This is a genomic window from Streptomyces mexicanus (assembly GCF_902506575.1).
In the GTDB taxonomy this organism is placed as follows: domain Bacteria; phylum Actinomycetota; class Actinomycetes; order Streptomycetales; family Streptomycetaceae; genus Streptomyces; species Streptomyces mexicanus.
The window spans coordinates 1,207,369-1,223,783 of record NZ_LR732544.1 but is presented as its reverse complement, the minus strand read 5'-3'; the positions used below and the strand labels follow the sequence as shown (position 1 = coordinate 1,223,783).

Below are 16,415 nucleotides of genomic sequence, written 5' to 3'. Positions count from 1 at the left end.
GGCCCCGACCGGCCCGGACCGCCGCGCCGACGGACCCTCCCCCGCCGACGGGCCGTGCCGCGCAGGAGCTGCCGCCCACGGGACGTCCCGCGCACGAGCTGCTGGCCGAACTGCGCGGGCTGCGCGCCGGTGACGCCCCGACCCGGGGCGGCTGGACGTTCGCCTACGTCTACGACTCCGGGCTGCCGCAGCTGGACGAGCTGGCCACTGCCGCCTACGGCGTCTTCGCCACGGTCAACGGCCTGGACCCGACGACGTTTCCGAGCGTGGCCCGGCTGGAGAACGACGTGGTCCGCGCGGTGTCCGCGGTGCTCGGCGCGCCCGGCGCGCAGGGCAGTTTCACCAGCGGCGGCACCGAGTCGATCCTGCTGGCGGTGAAGACCGCCCGCGACCACGCGCGGGCCGTGCGCGGGGTGACCCGGCCGCGGCTGGTGCTGCCGTCCACCGCGCACCCGGCCTTCCACAAGGCCGCGCACTACCTGGGCCTGGAGACCGTGGTGGTCCCGGTCGACCCGGTCACCTTCCGTGCCGTCGCGCCGGCCGTCGCGGAGGCGATCGACGAGCGGACCGCCCTGGTGGTGGCGTCGGCGCCGTCGTACGCGCACGGCGTGCTGGACCCGGTGGCCGACATCGCGGCCGCCGCAGCACAGCGGGGTGTGCTGTGCCATGTCGACGCGTGCATCGGCGGCTGGTTCCTGCCGTTCCTGGCGCGGGCCGGCCGCCCCGTGGAGCCGTTCGGCCTCTCGGTCCCCGGCGTGACCTCGGTCTCGGTGGACCTGCACAAGTACGGCTACGCCGACAAGGGGGCCTCGGTCGTCCTGTACCGGGACGCGGACCTGCGGCGCCACCAGTACTTCGCCCACGCGGGCTGGCCGGGCTACCCGGTGGTGAACCCGACCGTGCAGGGCACGAAGTCCGGCGGACTGCTGGCCCAGGCCTGGGCGGTGCTGCACCACCTCGGCACGGACGGGTACACCGCGCTGGCCCGCCGTGTGGCACTGGCCGCCGACGAGCTGCTGCCCGGACTGCGCGCCACGGACGGCGTGCGGGTGCTCGGCGAACCGGCCGGCAGCCTGGTCGCGTTCACGGTGACCGGGACGGACGGCGCGCCGGACCTCTCCCTCGTCCTGCACGTGGCGGACGAGATGCGCGAGCGCGGCTGGTACCTCCAGCCGCAGCTCTCCTACGAGGACCTGCCCCCGAACCTGCATCTGACGCTGACCCCCGCCACCGGCGACCGGGTCGGCGCGCTGCTGGCGGACCTGGCCGCGTCGGTCTCGGCGGCCCGCGCGAGCGAGCCGGTGACCGTGGATCCGGCACTGGCGGACCTGGCCGCCGCGCTCGACCCCGACACGCTCGCTCCTGAGGAGGTGGCCGGGATCCTGGCCTTCGCCGGACTCGGCGGCGAGCCGGGCCTGCCCTCCCGGATGGCTCCGGTGCTGGCCCTGCTGGACGCGCTGCCGCCACGGCTGAAGGAGCGGATGTTGACCGAGTTCATCGGGTCGCTGTTCAGCATCTGACCGTTGTTGCAGAAAATTACCCTTCATATCCGGCGGGAGCGCCGGCACCGCAAGGGCGGCCGGCCCGGCCCGCGCGACACCGTCTTCGGATGCCAGGCGCGGTCCGGGCCGGACCGGTTGTCGGTACCGCCGCGTCCGTCACGTCCTCACGGACCAGTGGCGTCCTCACGGACCAGTGGCGTCCTCACGGACCGAACCACCTCCTCACGGACCACAGGATTCCTCAGGGGCCATAGGATCTGGTCATGGTCCTGCCCATGAACGCCGTGCACCGGTTCGAGGCCGCCAGGCCGCGCCTGGAGGCCATCGCCTACCGCCTCCTGGGCTCCGCCGGCGAGGCGGAGGACGCCGTGCAGGAGACGTTCCTGCGCTGGCAGGCCGCCGACGTCGAGCGCATCGAGACGCCCGAGGCATGGCTGACGAAGGTGCTCACCCACCTGTGCCTCAATCAGCTCGCCTCGGCCCGGGCGCGGCGCGAGACCTATGTGGGCCAGTGGCTCCCCGAACCGCTGCTCGCCGGGGACCCGATGCTCGGCCCGGCCGACACCGCCGAACAGCGCGAGTCGGTCTCGTACGCGGTCCTCGTCCTGCTGGAGCGCCTGTCCCCCAACGAGCGTGCGGTGTACGTGCTGCGGGAGGCGTTCGGCTACCCGCACCGGGAGATCGCCGAGATCCTCGACCTCACCGAGGCCGCCAGCCAGCAGATCTTCCACCGCGCCAAGAAACACGTCGCGGCCGGCAAGGCCCGGACCGCGGTCGACGAGGCCGCGGCACGCCGGATCGTCGAGGAGTTCCTCGCGGCCGCCGGCAGCGGCCGGACCGAGCCGCTGGTGCGGCTGCTCACCGAGGACGCCGTCGCGATCGGTGACGGCGGCGGAAAGGTCCCGGCGCGCGCCAAGGCGTTCGAGGGCGCGCTCGCGGTCGCGAAGTTCCTGCGGGGCCTGTTCAGGCCCAGCGCCGCCAAGCGCAGCCTGGTCGGCGGGTCGGCGGAGATCCACGTCACGACCGCCAACGGCGGCCCCGCCGTGGTGGCGGTGGTCGACGGTCGGGTCGTCGGCGTGATGTGCCTGGAGGTCACCGCCGAGGGCATCGCCGCGTTCCGCAACCAGGTCAACCCCGACAAGCTCCAGCGCGCGGCCCGGACCTGGGCGGCGACCGACCACGGCGCACCCCTGCTCACCGTCTTCTGACGCCTTCCGCTCCTTCCGGTCTCTCACGTCCCTTCTGACCGTCCCGACACCTGACCGCGCACCGACGCGATGTGAGGTGCTTCACATCGCATACCTGTCAGGAAAGGGCGGGCCATCCGGTTCAAGGGGCGAAGCAGCTCAGGGCGGCAGCCCGGAGCACGAGAGGGGAGCCAGGAAATGCAGCACCGCATCGTCGTCCTCGGAGCCGGATACACCGGAGGCATCGTCGCCGGACGCCTCGCCGGGCGGCTGCGCCGTGAAGACGTCGCCGTCACCCTCGTCAACGCCGAACCCGACTTCGTGGAGCGGGTCCGGCTGCACGAGCTGGCGGCCGGCCGGCCCCTCAGGCCCCGGCCCCTCGACGAGATGTTCGCGGGCCCCGGCGTGGCCGTGAAGGTCGCGAAGGTGACCGGCGTGGACGTGGAGCGCAGGACCGTCGCCGTCACCGCGGCGGGCGGCGACGAGGAGGTGCGCTACGACACCCTCGTGTACGCCCTCGGCAGCGGCTGGCACGACCAGGGCGGCCCCGGGGTCGCCGAGCACGCCCACGAGATCGCCGGCCGCGCCGGCGCGCTCCGGCTGCGCGGCCGCCTGGCCCGTCTGGAGGCGGGCCGGCCCGTGGTCGTGGTCGGCGGCGGCCTCACCGGTCTGGAGGCCGCGACCGAGATCGCCGAGGCCCGCCCCGACCTCGACGCCGCGCTCGCCGCCCGCGGCGGCCCCGGTGACGGGCTCTCGGACAAGGGCCGCCGGCACCTGCGGCGGGCCTTCGACCGGCTGGGGGTCACGGTGCACGAGCACACCGATGTCACCGCGGTCGAGGCAGACCGCCTCATCACCGCCGACGGCACGTCCATCGCGGCCGCGGTCACCGTGTGGACCACCGGCTTCGCCGTCCACCCGATCGCGAAGAACACCGCCCTGGAGGTCACCGGCACGGGGCAGATCGTCGTCGACCGGACCATGCGCTCGGTCTCGCACCCGGAGGTGTACGCGGTCGGCGACGCGGCCATGGCGATGGGTCCGGGTGACAAGCCGCTGCGCATGTCGTGCGCCTCGGGCGTGCCCAGCGCGTGGCAGGCCGCCGACGCCATCGCGGCCCGCCTGACCGGCGCGACGCCCCCGAAGGTGCCGGTCCGCTACGTCCAGCAGTGCATCTCGCTGGGCCGCAAGGACGGGTTGATCCAGTTCGTCACCGCCGACGACCGCCCCCTCCGGGCGGCCCTGACGGGGCGGCTCGCCGCGGTGCACAAGGAACTGATCTGCAAGGGCGCCGCCTGGAGCGTCGCCCACCCGCTGATGCTGCCCGTCCGGCGCCGCCGCGTCGTGCGGGAGGAGAGCCGGGCGGAGTCGACGGCCGACCGGGCGGAGTCGACGGCCGCGACGCCCCTCTGAGCCCCGCGACCGGCCCGGACCGGCTGGCCCGACCCAGCAGGAACCGATCCGCACGGCCCGGGCCACACGGTCCTCCGCGCACGGTCCGATACGCAAGCCGCTACGCAAGGTCCGGCCCACACGGCCCGACAGGCACAGCCCTACCCGCGCGGTCCGACCCGCGCGGATCCGCGGCATCCCGCCCCTCCGGGCCGGCCGGGCACCACCCGGTCGGCCCGAGGCGGATCCGGTGAGTGGCCGGTCGACCCGAGGCAGTTCCGGTGAGTGGCCGGTCGGTTCCAAGTCGCCGCCGGTGCAGGGGCGTTCCTCTGCGAAGGCCGCCCCGTCACAGCACCCGTCAACGCTCTCCGCGTTCGTCCGGCAGATAACTCGCCAGGCCACGCAGGATGATTTCCAGCCCGATGTCGAACCTGTCGTCGGAGGAGTCGGTGACCATCAGCCCGGCCACCGCGCGCAGGTGGGGAAAGTCCTCCGCGGGCAGGGACGCGAAGTACTCCTGCATCTGCTCGGCCATCCCGCTCACGTCGGGACGGTCCGGCGCCGCGTCGTCGCCGCCCTGCCGGGCGACCCGGTCCCGCCACATGCCCTCCTCCAGCACGAACCCGTCGATGTACGTGGAGATGAGGTCGCCGGCCTCCGCCGCGATGCGGTCGGGCAGCCCGGCGGTACGGAACATGGCGAGCAACGCCTCCACGTGCGGCAGCAGTTCGGCGGTGAAGGGGACGTGCGCCATGGAGATCCTGGCCATGTCCCGGTGCTCCAGCAGGCGCCGCCGCCCCCAGTGCGCGTACTCCCGCACCTGCTCCTGCCACCGCTCCGGGTCGGGCGCGGGCATCGTGAAGCCGTCGAAGAGCCGGGTGTACATCAACTCCAGCAGGTCGTCCTTGGAACTGACGTGGGCGTACAGCGCGGAGACGGTGACGCCCAGTTCGGCCGCCACCTGACGCATCGACAGCCCGTCGAGGCCCTGCCGGTCCAGCACGGTGAAGGCGGCCTCGACGATCCGCTCCCGGGACAGCGGTTCGCGCGCGGGGGCGCCGTGACTGCGCGCCGGGCGCTTGCGGTCCCAGGGCGACGGCGGAGGAGTGGGCGGGGTGTCGGCGGCCGCGTCGGTCATGGAACCCAGTCTAGGGCGCGGCAGAACAGTGTTCTCCCCTGGTCGGAGCGCCCCGTCGCCCATCCGGTCCGCCGGGCCCGCAGCTGCCTCCTATACACATCTGACGCTGCCGACGACTCCTTCCGTTGCGGGCGTTGTTGCTTCTGCTCTTGCTGGTAACACCATGTCTAAATTGTTTGGAGGCGGTCAAAAAGCCGCCTCCGGTGGCATTCAAGGTGATGTGCTTGCTACCGATAACAATACTGTAGGCATGGGTGATGCTGGTATTAAATCTGCCATTCAAGGCTCTAATGTTCCTAACCCTGAGGAGGCCGTCCCTAGTTTTGTTTCTGGTGCTATGGCTAAAGCTGGTAAAGGACTTCTTGAAGGTACGTTGCAGGCTGGCACTTCTGCCGTTTCTGATAAGTTGCTTGATTTGGTTGGACTTGGTGGCAAGTCTGCCGCTGATAAAGGAAAGGATACTCGTGATTATCTTGCTGCTGCATTTCCTGAGCTTAATGCTTGGGAGCGTGCTGGTGCTGATGCTTCCTCTGCTGGTATGGTTGACGCCGGATTTGAGAATCAAAAAGAGCTTACTAAAATGCAACTGGACAATCAGAAAGAGATTGCCGAGATGCAAAATGAGACTCAAAAAGAGATTGCTGGCATTCAGTCGGCGACTTCACGCCAGAATACGAAAGACCAGGTATATGCACAAAATGAGATGCTTGCTTATCAACAGAAGGAGTCTACTGCTCGCGTTGCGTCTATTATGGAAAACACCAATCTTTCCAAGCAACAGCAGGTTTCCGAGATTATGCGCCAAATGCTTACTCAAGCTCAAACGGCTGGTCAGTATTTTACCAATGACCAAATCAAAGAAATGACTCGCAAGGTTAGTGCTGAGGTTGACTTAGTTCATCAGCAAACGCAGAATCAGCGGTATGGCTCTTCTCATATTGGCGCTACTGCAAAGGATATTTCTAATGTCGTCACTGATGCTGCTTCTGGTGTGGTTGATATTTTTCATGGTATTGATAAAGCTGTTGCCGATACTTGGAACAATTTCTGGAAAGACGGTAAAGCTGATGGTATTGGCTCTAATTTGTCTAGGAAATAACCGTCAGGATTGACACCCTCCCCATTGTCTGTTTTCACGCCTCCACCCCTTGGAGGCCTTCTTATGGTTCGTTCTTATTACCCTTCTGAATGTCACGCTGATTATTTTGACTTGGAGCGTATCGAGGCTCTTAAACCTGCTATTGAGGCTTGTGGCATTTCTACTTTTTTTTAAAACCCAAAGCCCGGCTTCCATAAGTTGTGCGTTTCCCGTGGCCAGGGAGTGGAATAGAAGATGCCGCTTCGCGGCCACGGCCACCGCCACAAGAGCTTCGGCCACATGCTGTTCTCCAGCTGAGCCCGCACGGCCGGTCCCCGGACCGGCCGCCCGGACCACGGCGAAGCCCCCGGCCGTACGAGACGGCCGGGGGCTTGCTGCTGCGTGGACGATACTGGGATTGAACCAGTGACCTCTTCCGTGTCAGGGAAGCGCTCTCCCGCTGAGCTAATCGTCCTCGGGACCACGATCACTCCGGTGTCACCCACCGGGGCCGATCATGGGCATTGCGTGCGCGATACTGGGATTGAACCAGTGACCTCTTCCGTGTCAGGGAAGCGCTCTCCCGCTGAGCTAATCGCGCGGGTGAAGGATCTTCGTCAGATCCAGTGGACGATACTGGGATTGAACCAGTGACCTCTTCCGTGTCAGGGAAGCGCTCTCCCGCTGAGCTAATCGTCCTTGGAGGTGGAGACGGGATTTGAACCCGTGTAGACGGCTTTGCAGGCCGTTGCCTCGCCTCTCGGCCACTCCACCAGGAGCGTGGGGACCGGGAGATCCCCTCATCCTCGAGCGGACGACGAGGCTCGAACTCGCGACCTCAACCTTGGCAAGGTTGCGCTCTACCAACTGAGCTACGTCCGCCTGTCGTTTCGGTCCGCTTCCGCGTCCCGGCGACGTGTTGAACTCTAGCGGATTCCCCGGCCAGTACAAAAACGCGTTTGCGCAGCGTGCTGCGCCGCCCGTCCGCAAGGACCCGGTCAGGCCCCCGGAAGGACACGCACGGTCCACCCGCCGGACACCCTCCTACACTCGGCCCTGTGCTCGACCTGCCCCCTCTCGCCCGGTTCGGCGACCGCCTCGCCACCGGCCTGACCGATGTCACCCGTGACCCGGCCGCCCTGGAGTCCACCGGCTTCTGGGCCGTCGCCGCGGACTACGAGGGCCGGCTCACCTGCGCGCGCTTCGGCGACGTACGCCGGGAGCCGGTGCCCCTGCCCGTGCCCGGCCGGTGGCGGGGCCCGGCCGCCGGTGACTGGACGTCCTCCCTCGACCGCGCCGCGTACACGGCGGGCGTACGGCGCGTCCGCGAGCACATCGCGGCCGGCGAGGTCTACCAGGTGAACCTCTGCCGCGTGCTGTCCGCGCCCGTCGCGCCGGACGCCGACGTGGACGCCCTGACCGCGGTCCTGGCCCGCGGCAACCCGGCGCCGTACGCCGGAACGATTCGGCTGCCCGGGCACGGGGTGGAGATCGCCACCGCCTCCCCTGAGCTGTTCCTGCGCCGCGCGGGACGGACGGTGGAGTCCGGACCGATCAAGGGCACGGCCCGCACCGAGGCGGACCTGCTGGAGAAGGACCGCGCCGAGAACGTGATGATCGTCGACCTGGTCCGCAACGACCTCGGGCAGGTCTGCACCACCGGCTCCGTCACCGTGCCCGACCTGTGCGCCGTGGAGAAGCACCCCGGCCTGGTCCACCTCGTCTCCACCGTCCGCGGCGAGCTGCGCGCCGGAGCCGGCTGGCCCGAGCTGCTCGCCGCCGCCTTCCCGGCCGGCTCGATCACCGGCGCGCCCAAGTCGAGCGCCATGCGGATCATCGACGCCCTGGAGACCGCGCCCCGCGGCCCCTACTGCGGCGCCGTCGGCTGGGTCGACGCCGACCGCGGCGTGGGCGAGCTGGCCGTCGGCATCCGCACCTTCTGGATCGACCGCGCCCCGGGCGGCACGGCGCTGCTGCGCTTCGGCGCGGGCGCCGGCATCACCTGGGGCTCCGACCCCGAGGGGGAGTGGCGGGAGACCGAGCTGAAGGCGGCCCGGCTGCTCGCGGTAGCGTCGGGGACGTACGAGACGGTCTAGGAATAGGGACGTACGGCCGGGGCGACGCGGCCGCTGCGGAACAGGTGAGGTGGAAAACCAGTGAAGGTCTGGCTCGACGGCGCGCTGCGGGACATCGAGGCCGCCCGTGTCTCCGTCCTCGACCACGGGCTGACCGTGGGCGACGGCATCTTCGAGACGGTGAAGGCGGTCGACGGCAAGCCGTTCGCGCTCACCCGCCACCTGCAGCGGCTGACCCGCTCCGCGCGCGGGCTGGGCCTGCCCGACCCCGACCACGACGAGGTCCGCCGCGCCTGCGCCGCCGTCCTGGAGGCCAACCCGATGCCGCTGGGCCGGCTGCGCATCACCTTCACCGGCGGCCACGGCCCGCTCGGCTCCGACCGCGGCGACCAGGGCACCACCCTCGTGGTCGCCCTCGGCGAGACCACCCGCCGCCCCGACTCCACCGCCGTCGTCACGGTTCCCTGGACGCGCAACGAACGCGGCGCGCTCACCGGCCTGAAGACCACCTCCTACGCCGAGAACGTCGTCGCCCTCGCCCACGCGCACCGGCACGGCGCATCCGAGGCCCTGTTCGGCAACACGGCCGGACGGCTGTGCGAGGGCACCGGCTCCAACGTGTTCGTCGTCCTGGACGGCGAGACCCACACCCCGCCGCTCGCCTCCGGCTGCCTGGCCGGCGTCACCCGTGCCCTCGCGATCGAGTGGACGGGCGCGAAGGAGACCGACCTGCCGCTGGACGTCCTGCGGGAGGCCGAAGAGGTCTTCCTCACCTCCACGCTGCGCGACATCCAGGCCGTGCACCGCGTCGACGACCGCGAACTGCCCGGCACCGCGGGCCCGGTGACCGCCAAGGCCATGCGGATCTTCGAGGAGCGGTCCGGCGACGACCTGGATCCCTGACGGCCCGGCCTCAGCCCGCGCACCGGCCCCAACGCCGCCCGGGCGGGGCGCACTTGCGGCCCCGACGGAAAACCGGCTGACGAACTCGGCCGCGACGGGTAAGAACACCCGTGATGACCACCACCCTGCGGCCGGCCGAGCCGCTTCAGCCCCACGAGGACGGGACCCGTTCACGCCGCTACCAGGTGTGCGTGAACAGCCGCCCCGTCGGCGTGACCCACCTCGCCACCCACCCCGTCTTCGGACCGCGCGTGGCCAGGATCCGGGACCTGCGCATCGACGAGCCGGACCGCGGGCGGGGCCGCGGCACCGTGGCCGCGCTGGCCGCCGAGGGGGTGGTGCGCGGCTGGGGCTGCGAGCGGATCGAGATCGACGTGCCGGCCACCGCCGAGGGCGTGGTCCGGCTGGTCACGGCCCTCGGTTACGTCGAGCGCAACCGGAACATGGAGAAGGGCCTCGGCACCACCGCCCCCGCCCTGCCCGCCGGCAGCCGGGGCAGGCCCATGACGGACGCCGAGTACGGGGCGTGGGAGGAGCACGGCAAGGCCGCCTACGCCCGCAGCTGGATCGACCGCGGCGTCCCCGAGGACCAGGCGTGGGCCAAGTCGGAGTCCGAGCACGCCCGCCTGCTGCCGCAGGGGCGGGCGACCCCCGGCATGCTGCTCAGCGTCCTGGAGCACGAGGGCACCGCGGTCGGCACCCTGTGGCTGGCGATCGGGGACGCGGCGGGCGAGGACAGGGCCTACGTCTTCGACGTCGAGGCCGACGCGCGCTTCCGCGGCCGCGGTCACGGCCGTTCCCTGATGCTGCTGGCCGAGGCCCAGGCGGTGGCCGCGGGCAAACACGTCCTGGGCCTGAACGTCTTCGCGGGCAACACCCCCGCGGAACGCCTCTACGACTCCCTGGGCTACCGCCCGGTCCGGTACGCCTTCTTCAAGGAACTGCTCTGAGGGCCGCGAGGATCCGAGGACCACGAGGACCCGAGGGCCGCTCCGAGGACCCGAGGACCACGCAGGCGGCCGCTGTGACGACGGCCGGCGGCACGGCTCCGGCCCGGCTCCCCGCGGGCGACCGGTCCGTGTGCGTCAGCCCGCCTGCCCGGCCTCGTCCAGCAGGCGGTCGGCGATCTCCTCGATGCGCCCGCGCAGCCCCTCCTGGCTCTTGCCGCCGTCCAGCCGCTCGCCGCCGATGACGTACGTCGGCGTCCCGGTGACGCCGATCGCCTTGCCCTCGGCCTGGTCGGCGTCGACGATCAGGATGTGCCGGCCGTCCACCAGCGCGGTGTCGACCTCCTCGGCGTCCAGTCCCAGCTCCCGGGCCACCTCGACGAGCAGCGCCTCGCCCTTGCGGTCCAGTTCCGCCACCCGCTGAAGCACGGCCTCCACGTACGGCCACAGCTTCCCCTGGGCGGCCGCCTCCTCGGCGGCCTGCGCGGCGGCGAAGGCGTGCTTGTGCTTCTCCAGCGGGAAGTGGCGCAGCCGCAGCTCCAGCCGGTCGCCGTAGCGGGCGCGCAGGGCGCGCAGGTCGTCCAGCGCGGTGCGGCAGTCCGGGCACTGCAGCTCGCACCAGACGTCGAGAACCGGGACGGCACGTGCGGGGGAGGAGTCGCTCATGGGGCCAGTCTTCCAGGCCCGCCGCGCAGGACCCAACCTGCACCGGCCCACGCCCGGTCCACCGCCCGGCCCCCGCGGATCCGCGCGGCGAGCGCCGCCGGCACCTGTGGAGGAGCCGACCCGGAGATGTCCCTGATCTGCTCCCGGATCGTGGCCCGCCGGCCGGGGGGCGGTGCAGGATGGAAGGGACGAACTGCCCGATCGGCGAGCCCTGCCTGGAGGACCGGATGATTGCCGAGACCGTCTGTTCCGCCGTCTCCGCGGCCGGCCTCGGCATCGCCGCGGTCACCGCGTACCGCAAGCGTTTCCTCGCGGCCGTCCGCATCGCCGCCTACTCCCTCGTCCCGGTCGCCCTGGTGATGACCGGGGCCGTCGGCTGGCTCGCCCGCACCGCGTTCAGCCCGACCGCCTGGGCGGGCTTCGGCCTGCTCGGCTGCGCCTGGGTGCTCTTCGTGACGACCCGAGCGGTCGAGCGCCGCCGCGGCGGCACGCGCAAGGAGCGCAGGGCGGCGGCCCGCGCCGCCGCGGACCAGGGCGCGGTCGCCCCGACGGCGTCGGCGCCCTCCCTGGGGTCCGGCCGCCGTGCACCGGGCGGCGGGGCCGAGCCCCCGGCCGCGCGCCCGGCGGCCGGCTCCCGCGGGGACGAGGACTTCAGCGAGATCGAGGCCATCCTGAAGAAGCACGGCATATGACGTGCGCCTCGCCTGACGCACGGGCCACCGGGCACGAGCGGCCCGTGCCGCGCCGCGCGGCAGCGACCCGCGCCACCGCGCGCCGGTGAGCCGCCCCGCGGGGCGTGAGTGATCCGTGCCGCCGGGTGCCGGTGAGCCCCCCCCCGCCGGGCGGTGGCGCTGTGCCTCCGGGCGCCGGTGGCCCTGCGCCGCCGGGCGGATGCGCCCCGCGACGACTGCCGTGCCGCGGGGGAGAGCCCTTGAGGAGAGAGCCGTCGCGAGGAGAGCCGTCACGCGGTGGCGCGGGTCGCGCCTGACAGTGATCGACATCCGAACGATCAAGTCCCGGGCCGAATCGAAGCGAAGATCGCGCAAACGGCGAACTCCCGAGCATTCCGCGCGTGCTGATCGCGTCGGCGGCCTGACCTGCGCCATCATCGCCGCGAGATGGTGGACACGACACAGAGCGAGGCCGCGCCGCCCGAGGACGAGCCGCGCGGGTGCCTCTTCGCCCTATCCCAGCCACCGCTGATGATCTTCCTTGCGGTGATCGGGTGTCTGCTGCTCATGGCTGCGTTGCACGACCTGCTGTTGCTGTGAGCCGTATCCGTGGGTCCTCGGCGTCACCCGCCGGGGACCACGAGAGCGCGCCATGGCCGGTGAGCGGTTCCGCGGGCCGGGGCTCCCGGGCCCGCGCGTCAGCCCGCCGCCTCCTTGCGCCGCGCCCGGTAGGCGGCCACGTGCAGGCGGTTGCCGCAGGGGCGGCTGTCGCAGTACCGCCGCGACCGGGTGCGGGAGAGATCCACGAAGGCGCGCCGGCAGGCGGGCGCCTCGCACCGCCGCAGCCGCTCCTGCTCCCCGGCCACCACGAAGAACGCGAGCGCCATCCCGCAGTCCGCCGCCAGGTGATCGGCGACCGAGGCACCCGGGGCGAAGTAGTGCACGTGCCAGTCGTAGCCGTCGTGGTCCGTCAGCCGGGGCGTGGTGCCCGCCGCGGCGACCAGCTCGTTGATCATTCCGGCGGCCGTGCGGGAGTCAGGGGCCGCGAAGATCCCCGCGAACCGGCCGCGGATCCTGCGCACCGCCGACAGGTCGAACTCCGACAGCACACCGATGTCGCTGATCTCGTGGCTTCGTACGAATTCCTCGAGTGCCGCGACGTCCGCCAGCCCGTCCGGCGCCGCATCGTCCTCCGGCGCGGTGTTCACCAGATCCACCACGGTGTCCAGCGCGCACCGGGTGTCGTGGGTGATCAGCACGTTTCGCTCCCTGCCCTGGGAATCGGGCACACGCCCGCCGATGCAGGCCGATGGTAGTGGCTCGGCCGCACCCGGAGCAGCGTCGTCACCGACGCACGCCGGCACCGGCCCTCGCGGGGGCCGGTGCCGGGTGTGTCCCGTATGCGATTGTCCTGGCCCCGGCCGTCTCCCCGAGTGGACGGCAAGGGCAGCTCGAAGGGCCTCGACGGGCCCACCGTCAACTTTCCGCGAGGATGTGCGACAGCTCCTGATCCAGATCGAAGTGCCGGTGTTCCGTGCCGGGGGGCACGGCCGCGTCCGTCCGCTTCAGGAAGGACTCCAGGGCCCGCGCCGGGGCCTCGAGCAGGGCCTCGCCCTCCGGGGAGCTGAGGGCGATGCACACGACGCCCTGACCATGACTGCGCGACGGCCAGACTCGGACGTCGCCGGTTCCAGTGGGACGGTGAAGCCCCTCGGCGAGGAGGTCGCGGGCGAACACCCACTCGACGGTCTCCTCGGCTCCGGTGTGGAAGGTGGCGTGCACGGCGTAGGGGTCGGCCGTGTCGTACCGCAGGCCTGCGGGGACAGGCAGGGAGGACTCGCTCGACACAACGAGGCGCAGGTGCAGCTCGCAGCTGACCGTGGTGTTCATAAGCGCCAGGGCCTTTCGCTCAGTGTGCGCTCGGGGATTCGCACGTCGGCGAAATCGACATGCCACCTACGGTGCCGTTGTAAACCCCTCTGAGTGTTTTGCTTTGCTTTACGTAACTCTTCCGGCCGAGAGCCGGTTCGCGTAGTGCGGCCATTCCGGTGACTTGTTTCTCTCCGGTAGGGTTCATGCATATGAATACGGGGAGTGACGAGTCGGGCCGGGTTTCCGGGCCACCGGACGCGGCGACCACGGAGGCGGAGGCGAACGCGGGACAGCGGGGGCCACAGGGACAGGAGCGCCGGGGGCTGGGCTCGCGCGCGCCCGAGTTCGTCCGCTCCCGGCGCGCGCTGCACCTGAGCTGGCAGGTCGGCGTCTTCGTCGTCGGCCTGGCGGTGGTGGCCGCCGGCGTCGTCATGCTCCCGCTGCCCGGACCGGGCTGGGTCGTGATCTTCGCCGGCATGGCGATCTGGGCGACCGAGTTCGTGTGGGCCCAGCTCGTGCTGCGCTGGACCAAGCGCAAGGTCACCGAGGCGGCCCAGCGGGCCCTGGACCCCAGGGTGCGGCGCCGCAACATCGTCCTCACGGTGACCGGCCTCGTGATCGTCGCGGCGCTCGCCGCGCTCTACATCTGGACGTTCGGCCTCGTCCTGCCCTGGAAGATCCGCGATCAGTGACCGCGGCCGCCGACCGAGGCGGGCCCCGGTCGGGAGCACCCCCTCACATGCGGTAATGTTCTTCCTGCGCCCGGGCGATTAGCTCAGCGGGAGAGCGCTTCGTTCACACCGAAGAGGTCACTGGTTCGATCCCAGTATCGCCCACCCCGGCACGGTGGCCCGTCCGCGATCACGCGGACGGGCCACCGGCATGTGCGCGCCGCCCGCACCGCCGCCGTCTGAGTACGCGTACTCATGCCGCACGGGGCGCCCCGGGCCACACTGGCCGGGAGCGCCGTCGCCCGTGCGGCGGCGCTCTTCCACGGAAGGCACCTCACCCGGCTCGGAATTGTCGCGCCCGCCCGCTGGGCGAGAGCCGGAAGAACACCCTTCTTGTCGTACTTCACAAGGAATGTGACGGCCTTTTGGAAAACGGTCCGGGGAATTCTCTGCGCAGAGCCGCACCCCGGAACTTCTGGGGAAAAGCCGGCTGAGCGGTCCGGCACCCGGCACACTGGACGGTCATGGACTGGACCCACTACCGCTTTCACAGCCGGTGGCACCTGGCCGCACCGCCCGCCGCCGTCCACCGGGCGCTGGAGCGGGTGGAGGACTACCCGAGGTGGTGGCGGCAGGTGCGCGAGGTGCGCCGCACCGGTGCGACCACCGGCGTGATCCGCGTCCGCTCCCTGCTGCCGTACGACCTGACCGTCACCGTGCGCGAGGTGCGGCGCGACCGTGCCGCCGGGGTCCTGGAGACCGCGCTGACCGGGGACCTGGACGGCTGGGCGCGCTGGACGCTCACCGCGCACGGGTCCGGCACACTCGCCCGGTACGACCAGGAGGTCCGTGTCCGCAGGCCGCTGCTCAGACGGCTGGCGGTGCCGGGCCGGCCCTTTTTCCGGCTGAACCACCGGCTGATGATGCGGGCCGGACGGCGAGGGCTGGGGGCCTGGCTGCGAGCGGTTTGAACGAAGCCCGCCGGGACCTGTATTGTTCAGTGCGTTCCCGGGCGATTAGCTCAGCGGGAGAGCGCTTCGTTCACACCGAAGAGGTCACTGGTTCGATCCCAGTATCGCCCACCGAGCAGGGGCCGGTCCGCATCGAGCGGACCGGCCCCTTGTGCGTCGCGGCGCGGCGCGGTGCGGGCCCCCCGGATCCGGCGCCACCGGCCGGGGAACCCGCACCGCCGGCCTCAGGTCGTGGTGCAGACCGTGCCGTTCAGCCTGAAGACCGCCGGCGGCGAGTACGCCCCGGACTTGGCCGCGGTGAAGCCGAACGACACCGCGTTGCCGCCGTGCGCGGCCAGCGTGGCGTTGTACGCCTCCGGGGTGGCGATCACGTTCCGGCCCGACTGGACCACCTTCGCGTTCCAGTACCCCGTCACCGTCACCCCGCTGTCCGGGAAGGCGTACGACAGCGTCCAGCCGTCGATGGGGGTGTCACCGGTGTTGGTGACGGTGACCTGCGCGTTGAAGCCGTTGCCCCAGCCGTCGGTGAGCCGGTAACGACACCTGGCAGGTCGAGGAGGCCGGGGACGTGGTGCGCACCGTGACCGGCGCCGAGGCGCGCGAGAGCCGTCCGTCGGCGTCCCGGGCCAGCACGTTGAGCGTGTACGTGGTCCCCGGGGTCAGGTTGCGCACGGTCGCGGTCGTGGCCGTGGTGCCCGTCAGCAGCTCGCTCGTGGCGCCGAACTGCCGGTAGACCTCGTACCGGGCCGGGCTGCCGCCGGTGGACGCGGACCAGGTGAGGGTCGCCGTGGTGTCGGTGACCGAGGTGACCTTCGGGCTGCCCGGGGCGGTCAGCGCGGAGGCGGTGCCGCCCTTGGGGTGGAGGGTGACGGTGGTGATCGAGTACGGCGGCAGGGTCACGCTGCGGCCGTCGCCGGTGGTGGTGTCGATGGACGAGGAACGGTCGCGGAAGACCGCCAGGTCGGCGGGCGAGCCGTCCGTCGTGTAGCCGCTCAGGTGCAGGTTCGCGGTGCGCGACGCCGACGGGTCCTTGTTGACCAGCAGCACGCTCAGGTCGCCGTCGGCCCGGAGCACGGCGTGCGCCGACACCAGGGCGTCGGCCGACTGCGCGGCCACCAGCTGGTCGCCCGGCCGCCCGGTCCGGCTCAGCATCTGCAGGGCGTAGTACGGCGGGAAGGGCGTGTTGACGGGCGGCTCGCAGACCGACCCGGTGCAGCCCCCGCTGGACAGCAGGCCCATGTCGCCGTAGTCGGTGGCCCCGTCGGGCGCGGTGGAGATCGCGCCGACACCGTTGTGGGTGTTCCACCAGTCCACCGTGAACACCCCGCTCTCGAGCGCCGTG

15 protein-coding genes, 7 tRNA genes and 1 pseudogene are annotated in these 16,415 nt (G+C 71.2%); 12 read left to right on the top strand and 11 right to left on the bottom strand.

Features of this window, described 5'->3' with window-relative positions; genetic code table 11:
• Nucleotides 1-68: 68 nt before the first annotated feature.
• The 3 genes from GV126_RS05585 to GV126_RS05575 all read left to right on the top strand — a co-directional run bounded on the left by GV126_RS05585 (nt 69) and on the right by GV126_RS05575 (nt 4,102).
• Nucleotides 69-1,520: a pyridoxal phosphate-dependent decarboxylase family protein gene (locus GV126_RS05585; RefSeq protein ID WP_159673346.1), complete on the top strand. Its 1,452-nt coding sequence runs from the start codon at nt 69-71 to the stop codon at nt 1,518-1,520.
• A gap of 245 nt (nt 1,521-1,765) precedes the next feature.
• Nucleotides 1,766-2,710 (top strand): RNA polymerase sigma-70 factor, encoded by a 945-nt coding sequence (locus GV126_RS05580; RefSeq protein ID WP_159663202.1) that lies wholly within the window; start codon nt 1,766-1,768, stop codon nt 2,708-2,710.
• 177 nt (nt 2,711-2,887) lie between these two features.
• Complete coding sequence (locus tag GV126_RS05575; RefSeq protein ID WP_159663200.1) at nt 2,888-4,102, top strand: NAD(P)/FAD-dependent oxidoreductase; 1,215 nt, start codon at nt 2,888-2,890, stop codon at nt 4,100-4,102.
• 337 nt (nt 4,103-4,439) lie between these two features.
• On the opposite strand, the gene GV126_RS05570 is transcribed toward GV126_RS05575, so the two are convergent.
• From GV126_RS05570 to GV126_RS05540, 6 genes are all read right to left on the bottom strand, one after another.
• Complete coding sequence (locus tag GV126_RS05570; protein ID WP_159663198.1) at nt 4,440-5,219, bottom strand: TetR/AcrR family transcriptional regulator; 780 nt, start codon at nt 5,217-5,219, stop codon at nt 4,440-4,442.
• A 1,481-nt stretch (nt 5,220-6,700) separates the two neighbouring features.
• A tRNA-Val gene (locus GV126_RS05560) sits at nt 6,701-6,772 on the bottom strand.
• A 54-nt stretch (nt 6,773-6,826) separates the two neighbouring features.
• Nucleotides 6,827-6,898 (bottom strand) — tRNA-Val (locus tag GV126_RS05555).
• A gap of 26 nt (nt 6,899-6,924) precedes the next feature.
• Nucleotides 6,925-6,996: transfer RNA gene (locus tag GV126_RS05550), tRNA-Val, on the bottom strand.
• Between the two features lies 1 nt (nt 6,997).
• Nucleotides 6,998-7,071 (bottom strand) — tRNA-Cys (locus GV126_RS05545).
• Between the two features lie 35 nt (nt 7,072-7,106).
• Nucleotides 7,107-7,179: transfer RNA gene (locus tag GV126_RS05540), tRNA-Gly, on the bottom strand.
• Between the two features lie 176 nt (nt 7,180-7,355).
• Here GV126_RS05540 and GV126_RS05535 point away from each other — a divergent pair.
• The 3 genes from GV126_RS05535 (at nt 7,356) to GV126_RS05525 (ending at nt 10,225) form a co-directional block, all read left to right on the top strand.
• Nucleotides 7,356-8,393 carry a chorismate-binding protein gene (locus tag GV126_RS05535; protein WP_159663194.1) on the top strand — a complete coding sequence of 346 codons (1,038 nt, stop codon included), beginning with the start codon at nt 7,356-7,358 and terminating at the stop codon, nt 8,391-8,393.
• A 60-nt stretch (nt 8,394-8,453) separates the two neighbouring features.
• Complete coding sequence (locus tag GV126_RS05530; protein WP_159663192.1) at nt 8,454-9,275, top strand: aminotransferase class IV; 822 nt, start codon at nt 8,454-8,456, stop codon at nt 9,273-9,275.
• Between the two features lie 113 nt (nt 9,276-9,388).
• Nucleotides 9,389-10,225 carry a GNAT family N-acetyltransferase gene (locus tag GV126_RS05525; protein WP_159663190.1) on the top strand — a complete coding sequence of 279 codons (837 nt, stop codon included), beginning with the start codon at nt 9,389-9,391 and terminating at the stop codon, nt 10,223-10,225.
• A 135-nt stretch (nt 10,226-10,360) separates the two neighbouring features.
• Here the strand turns inward: GV126_RS05525 and GV126_RS05520 are convergent, their stop codons facing one another.
• Nucleotides 10,361-10,888: a DsbA family protein gene (locus GV126_RS05520; protein WP_185948202.1), complete on the bottom strand. Its 528-nt coding sequence runs from the start codon at nt 10,886-10,888 to the stop codon at nt 10,361-10,363.
• Between the two features lie 227 nt (nt 10,889-11,115).
• Between GV126_RS05520 and GV126_RS05515 the strand changes: the two genes are divergently transcribed.
• Together GV126_RS05515 and GV126_RS35660 are read left to right on the top strand one after the other, a co-directional pair.
• Entirely contained in the window at nt 11,116-11,580 is a 465-nt protein-coding gene (locus tag GV126_RS05515) for a hypothetical protein (RefSeq protein ID WP_159663186.1), read from the top strand.
• A gap of 426 nt (nt 11,581-12,006) precedes the next feature.
• A complete protein-coding gene (locus GV126_RS35660) occupies nt 12,007-12,159 on the top strand; it encodes a hypothetical protein (protein WP_185948203.1) in 153 nt (50 codons plus the stop codon).
• A 98-nt stretch (nt 12,160-12,257) separates the two neighbouring features.
• On the opposite strand, the gene GV126_RS05510 is transcribed toward GV126_RS35660, so the two are convergent.
• Both GV126_RS05510 and GV126_RS05505 read right to left on the bottom strand, forming a co-directional pair.
• A complete protein-coding gene (locus GV126_RS05510) occupies nt 12,258-12,818 on the bottom strand; it encodes a CGNR zinc finger domain-containing protein (RefSeq protein WP_159663184.1) in 561 nt (186 codons plus the stop codon).
• A 217-nt stretch (nt 12,819-13,035) separates the two neighbouring features.
• Nucleotides 13,036-13,449, bottom strand: a complete 414-nt coding sequence (locus GV126_RS05505; RefSeq protein WP_004002642.1) for an SsgA family sporulation/cell division regulator — start codon at nt 13,447-13,449, stop codon at nt 13,036-13,038.
• Nucleotides 13,450-13,640: 191 nt separating this feature from the next.
• On the opposite strand from GV126_RS05505, the gene GV126_RS05500 reads away from it, so the two are divergent.
• From GV126_RS05500 to GV126_RS05485, 4 genes are all read left to right on the top strand, one after another.
• Nucleotides 13,641-14,123, top strand: coding sequence for a TIGR02611 family protein (locus GV126_RS05500; protein ID WP_159663182.1), 483 nt, complete (start codon nt 13,641-13,643; stop codon nt 14,121-14,123).
• Nucleotides 14,124-14,195: 72 nt separating this feature from the next.
• A tRNA-Val gene (locus GV126_RS05495) sits at nt 14,196-14,267 on the top strand.
• A 359-nt stretch (nt 14,268-14,626) separates the two neighbouring features.
• Nucleotides 14,627-15,073 carry an SRPBCC family protein gene (locus GV126_RS05490; RefSeq protein WP_159663180.1) on the top strand — a complete coding sequence of 149 codons (447 nt, stop codon included), beginning with the start codon at nt 14,627-14,629 and terminating at the stop codon, nt 15,071-15,073.
• A 39-nt stretch (nt 15,074-15,112) separates the two neighbouring features.
• Nucleotides 15,113-15,184 (top strand) — tRNA-Val (locus GV126_RS05485).
• A 113-nt stretch (nt 15,185-15,297) separates the two neighbouring features.
• Here GV126_RS05485 and GV126_RS36265 read toward each other — a convergent pair.
• Both GV126_RS36265 and GV126_RS36260 read right to left on the bottom strand, forming a co-directional pair.
• Nucleotides 15,298-15,561 (bottom strand): annotated as a pseudogene (locus GV126_RS36265) (cellulose binding domain-containing protein); the annotation flags it as partial.
• On the bottom strand, nt 15,545-16,225 hold the full coding sequence (locus GV126_RS36260) for a fibronectin type III domain-containing protein (protein WP_236570231.1): 681 nt from the start codon (nt 16,223-16,225) through the stop codon (nt 15,545-15,547). The pseudogene GV126_RS36265 and the gene GV126_RS36260, both read right to left, overlap by 17 nt.
• Nucleotides 16,226-16,415 lie beyond the last annotated feature (190 nt).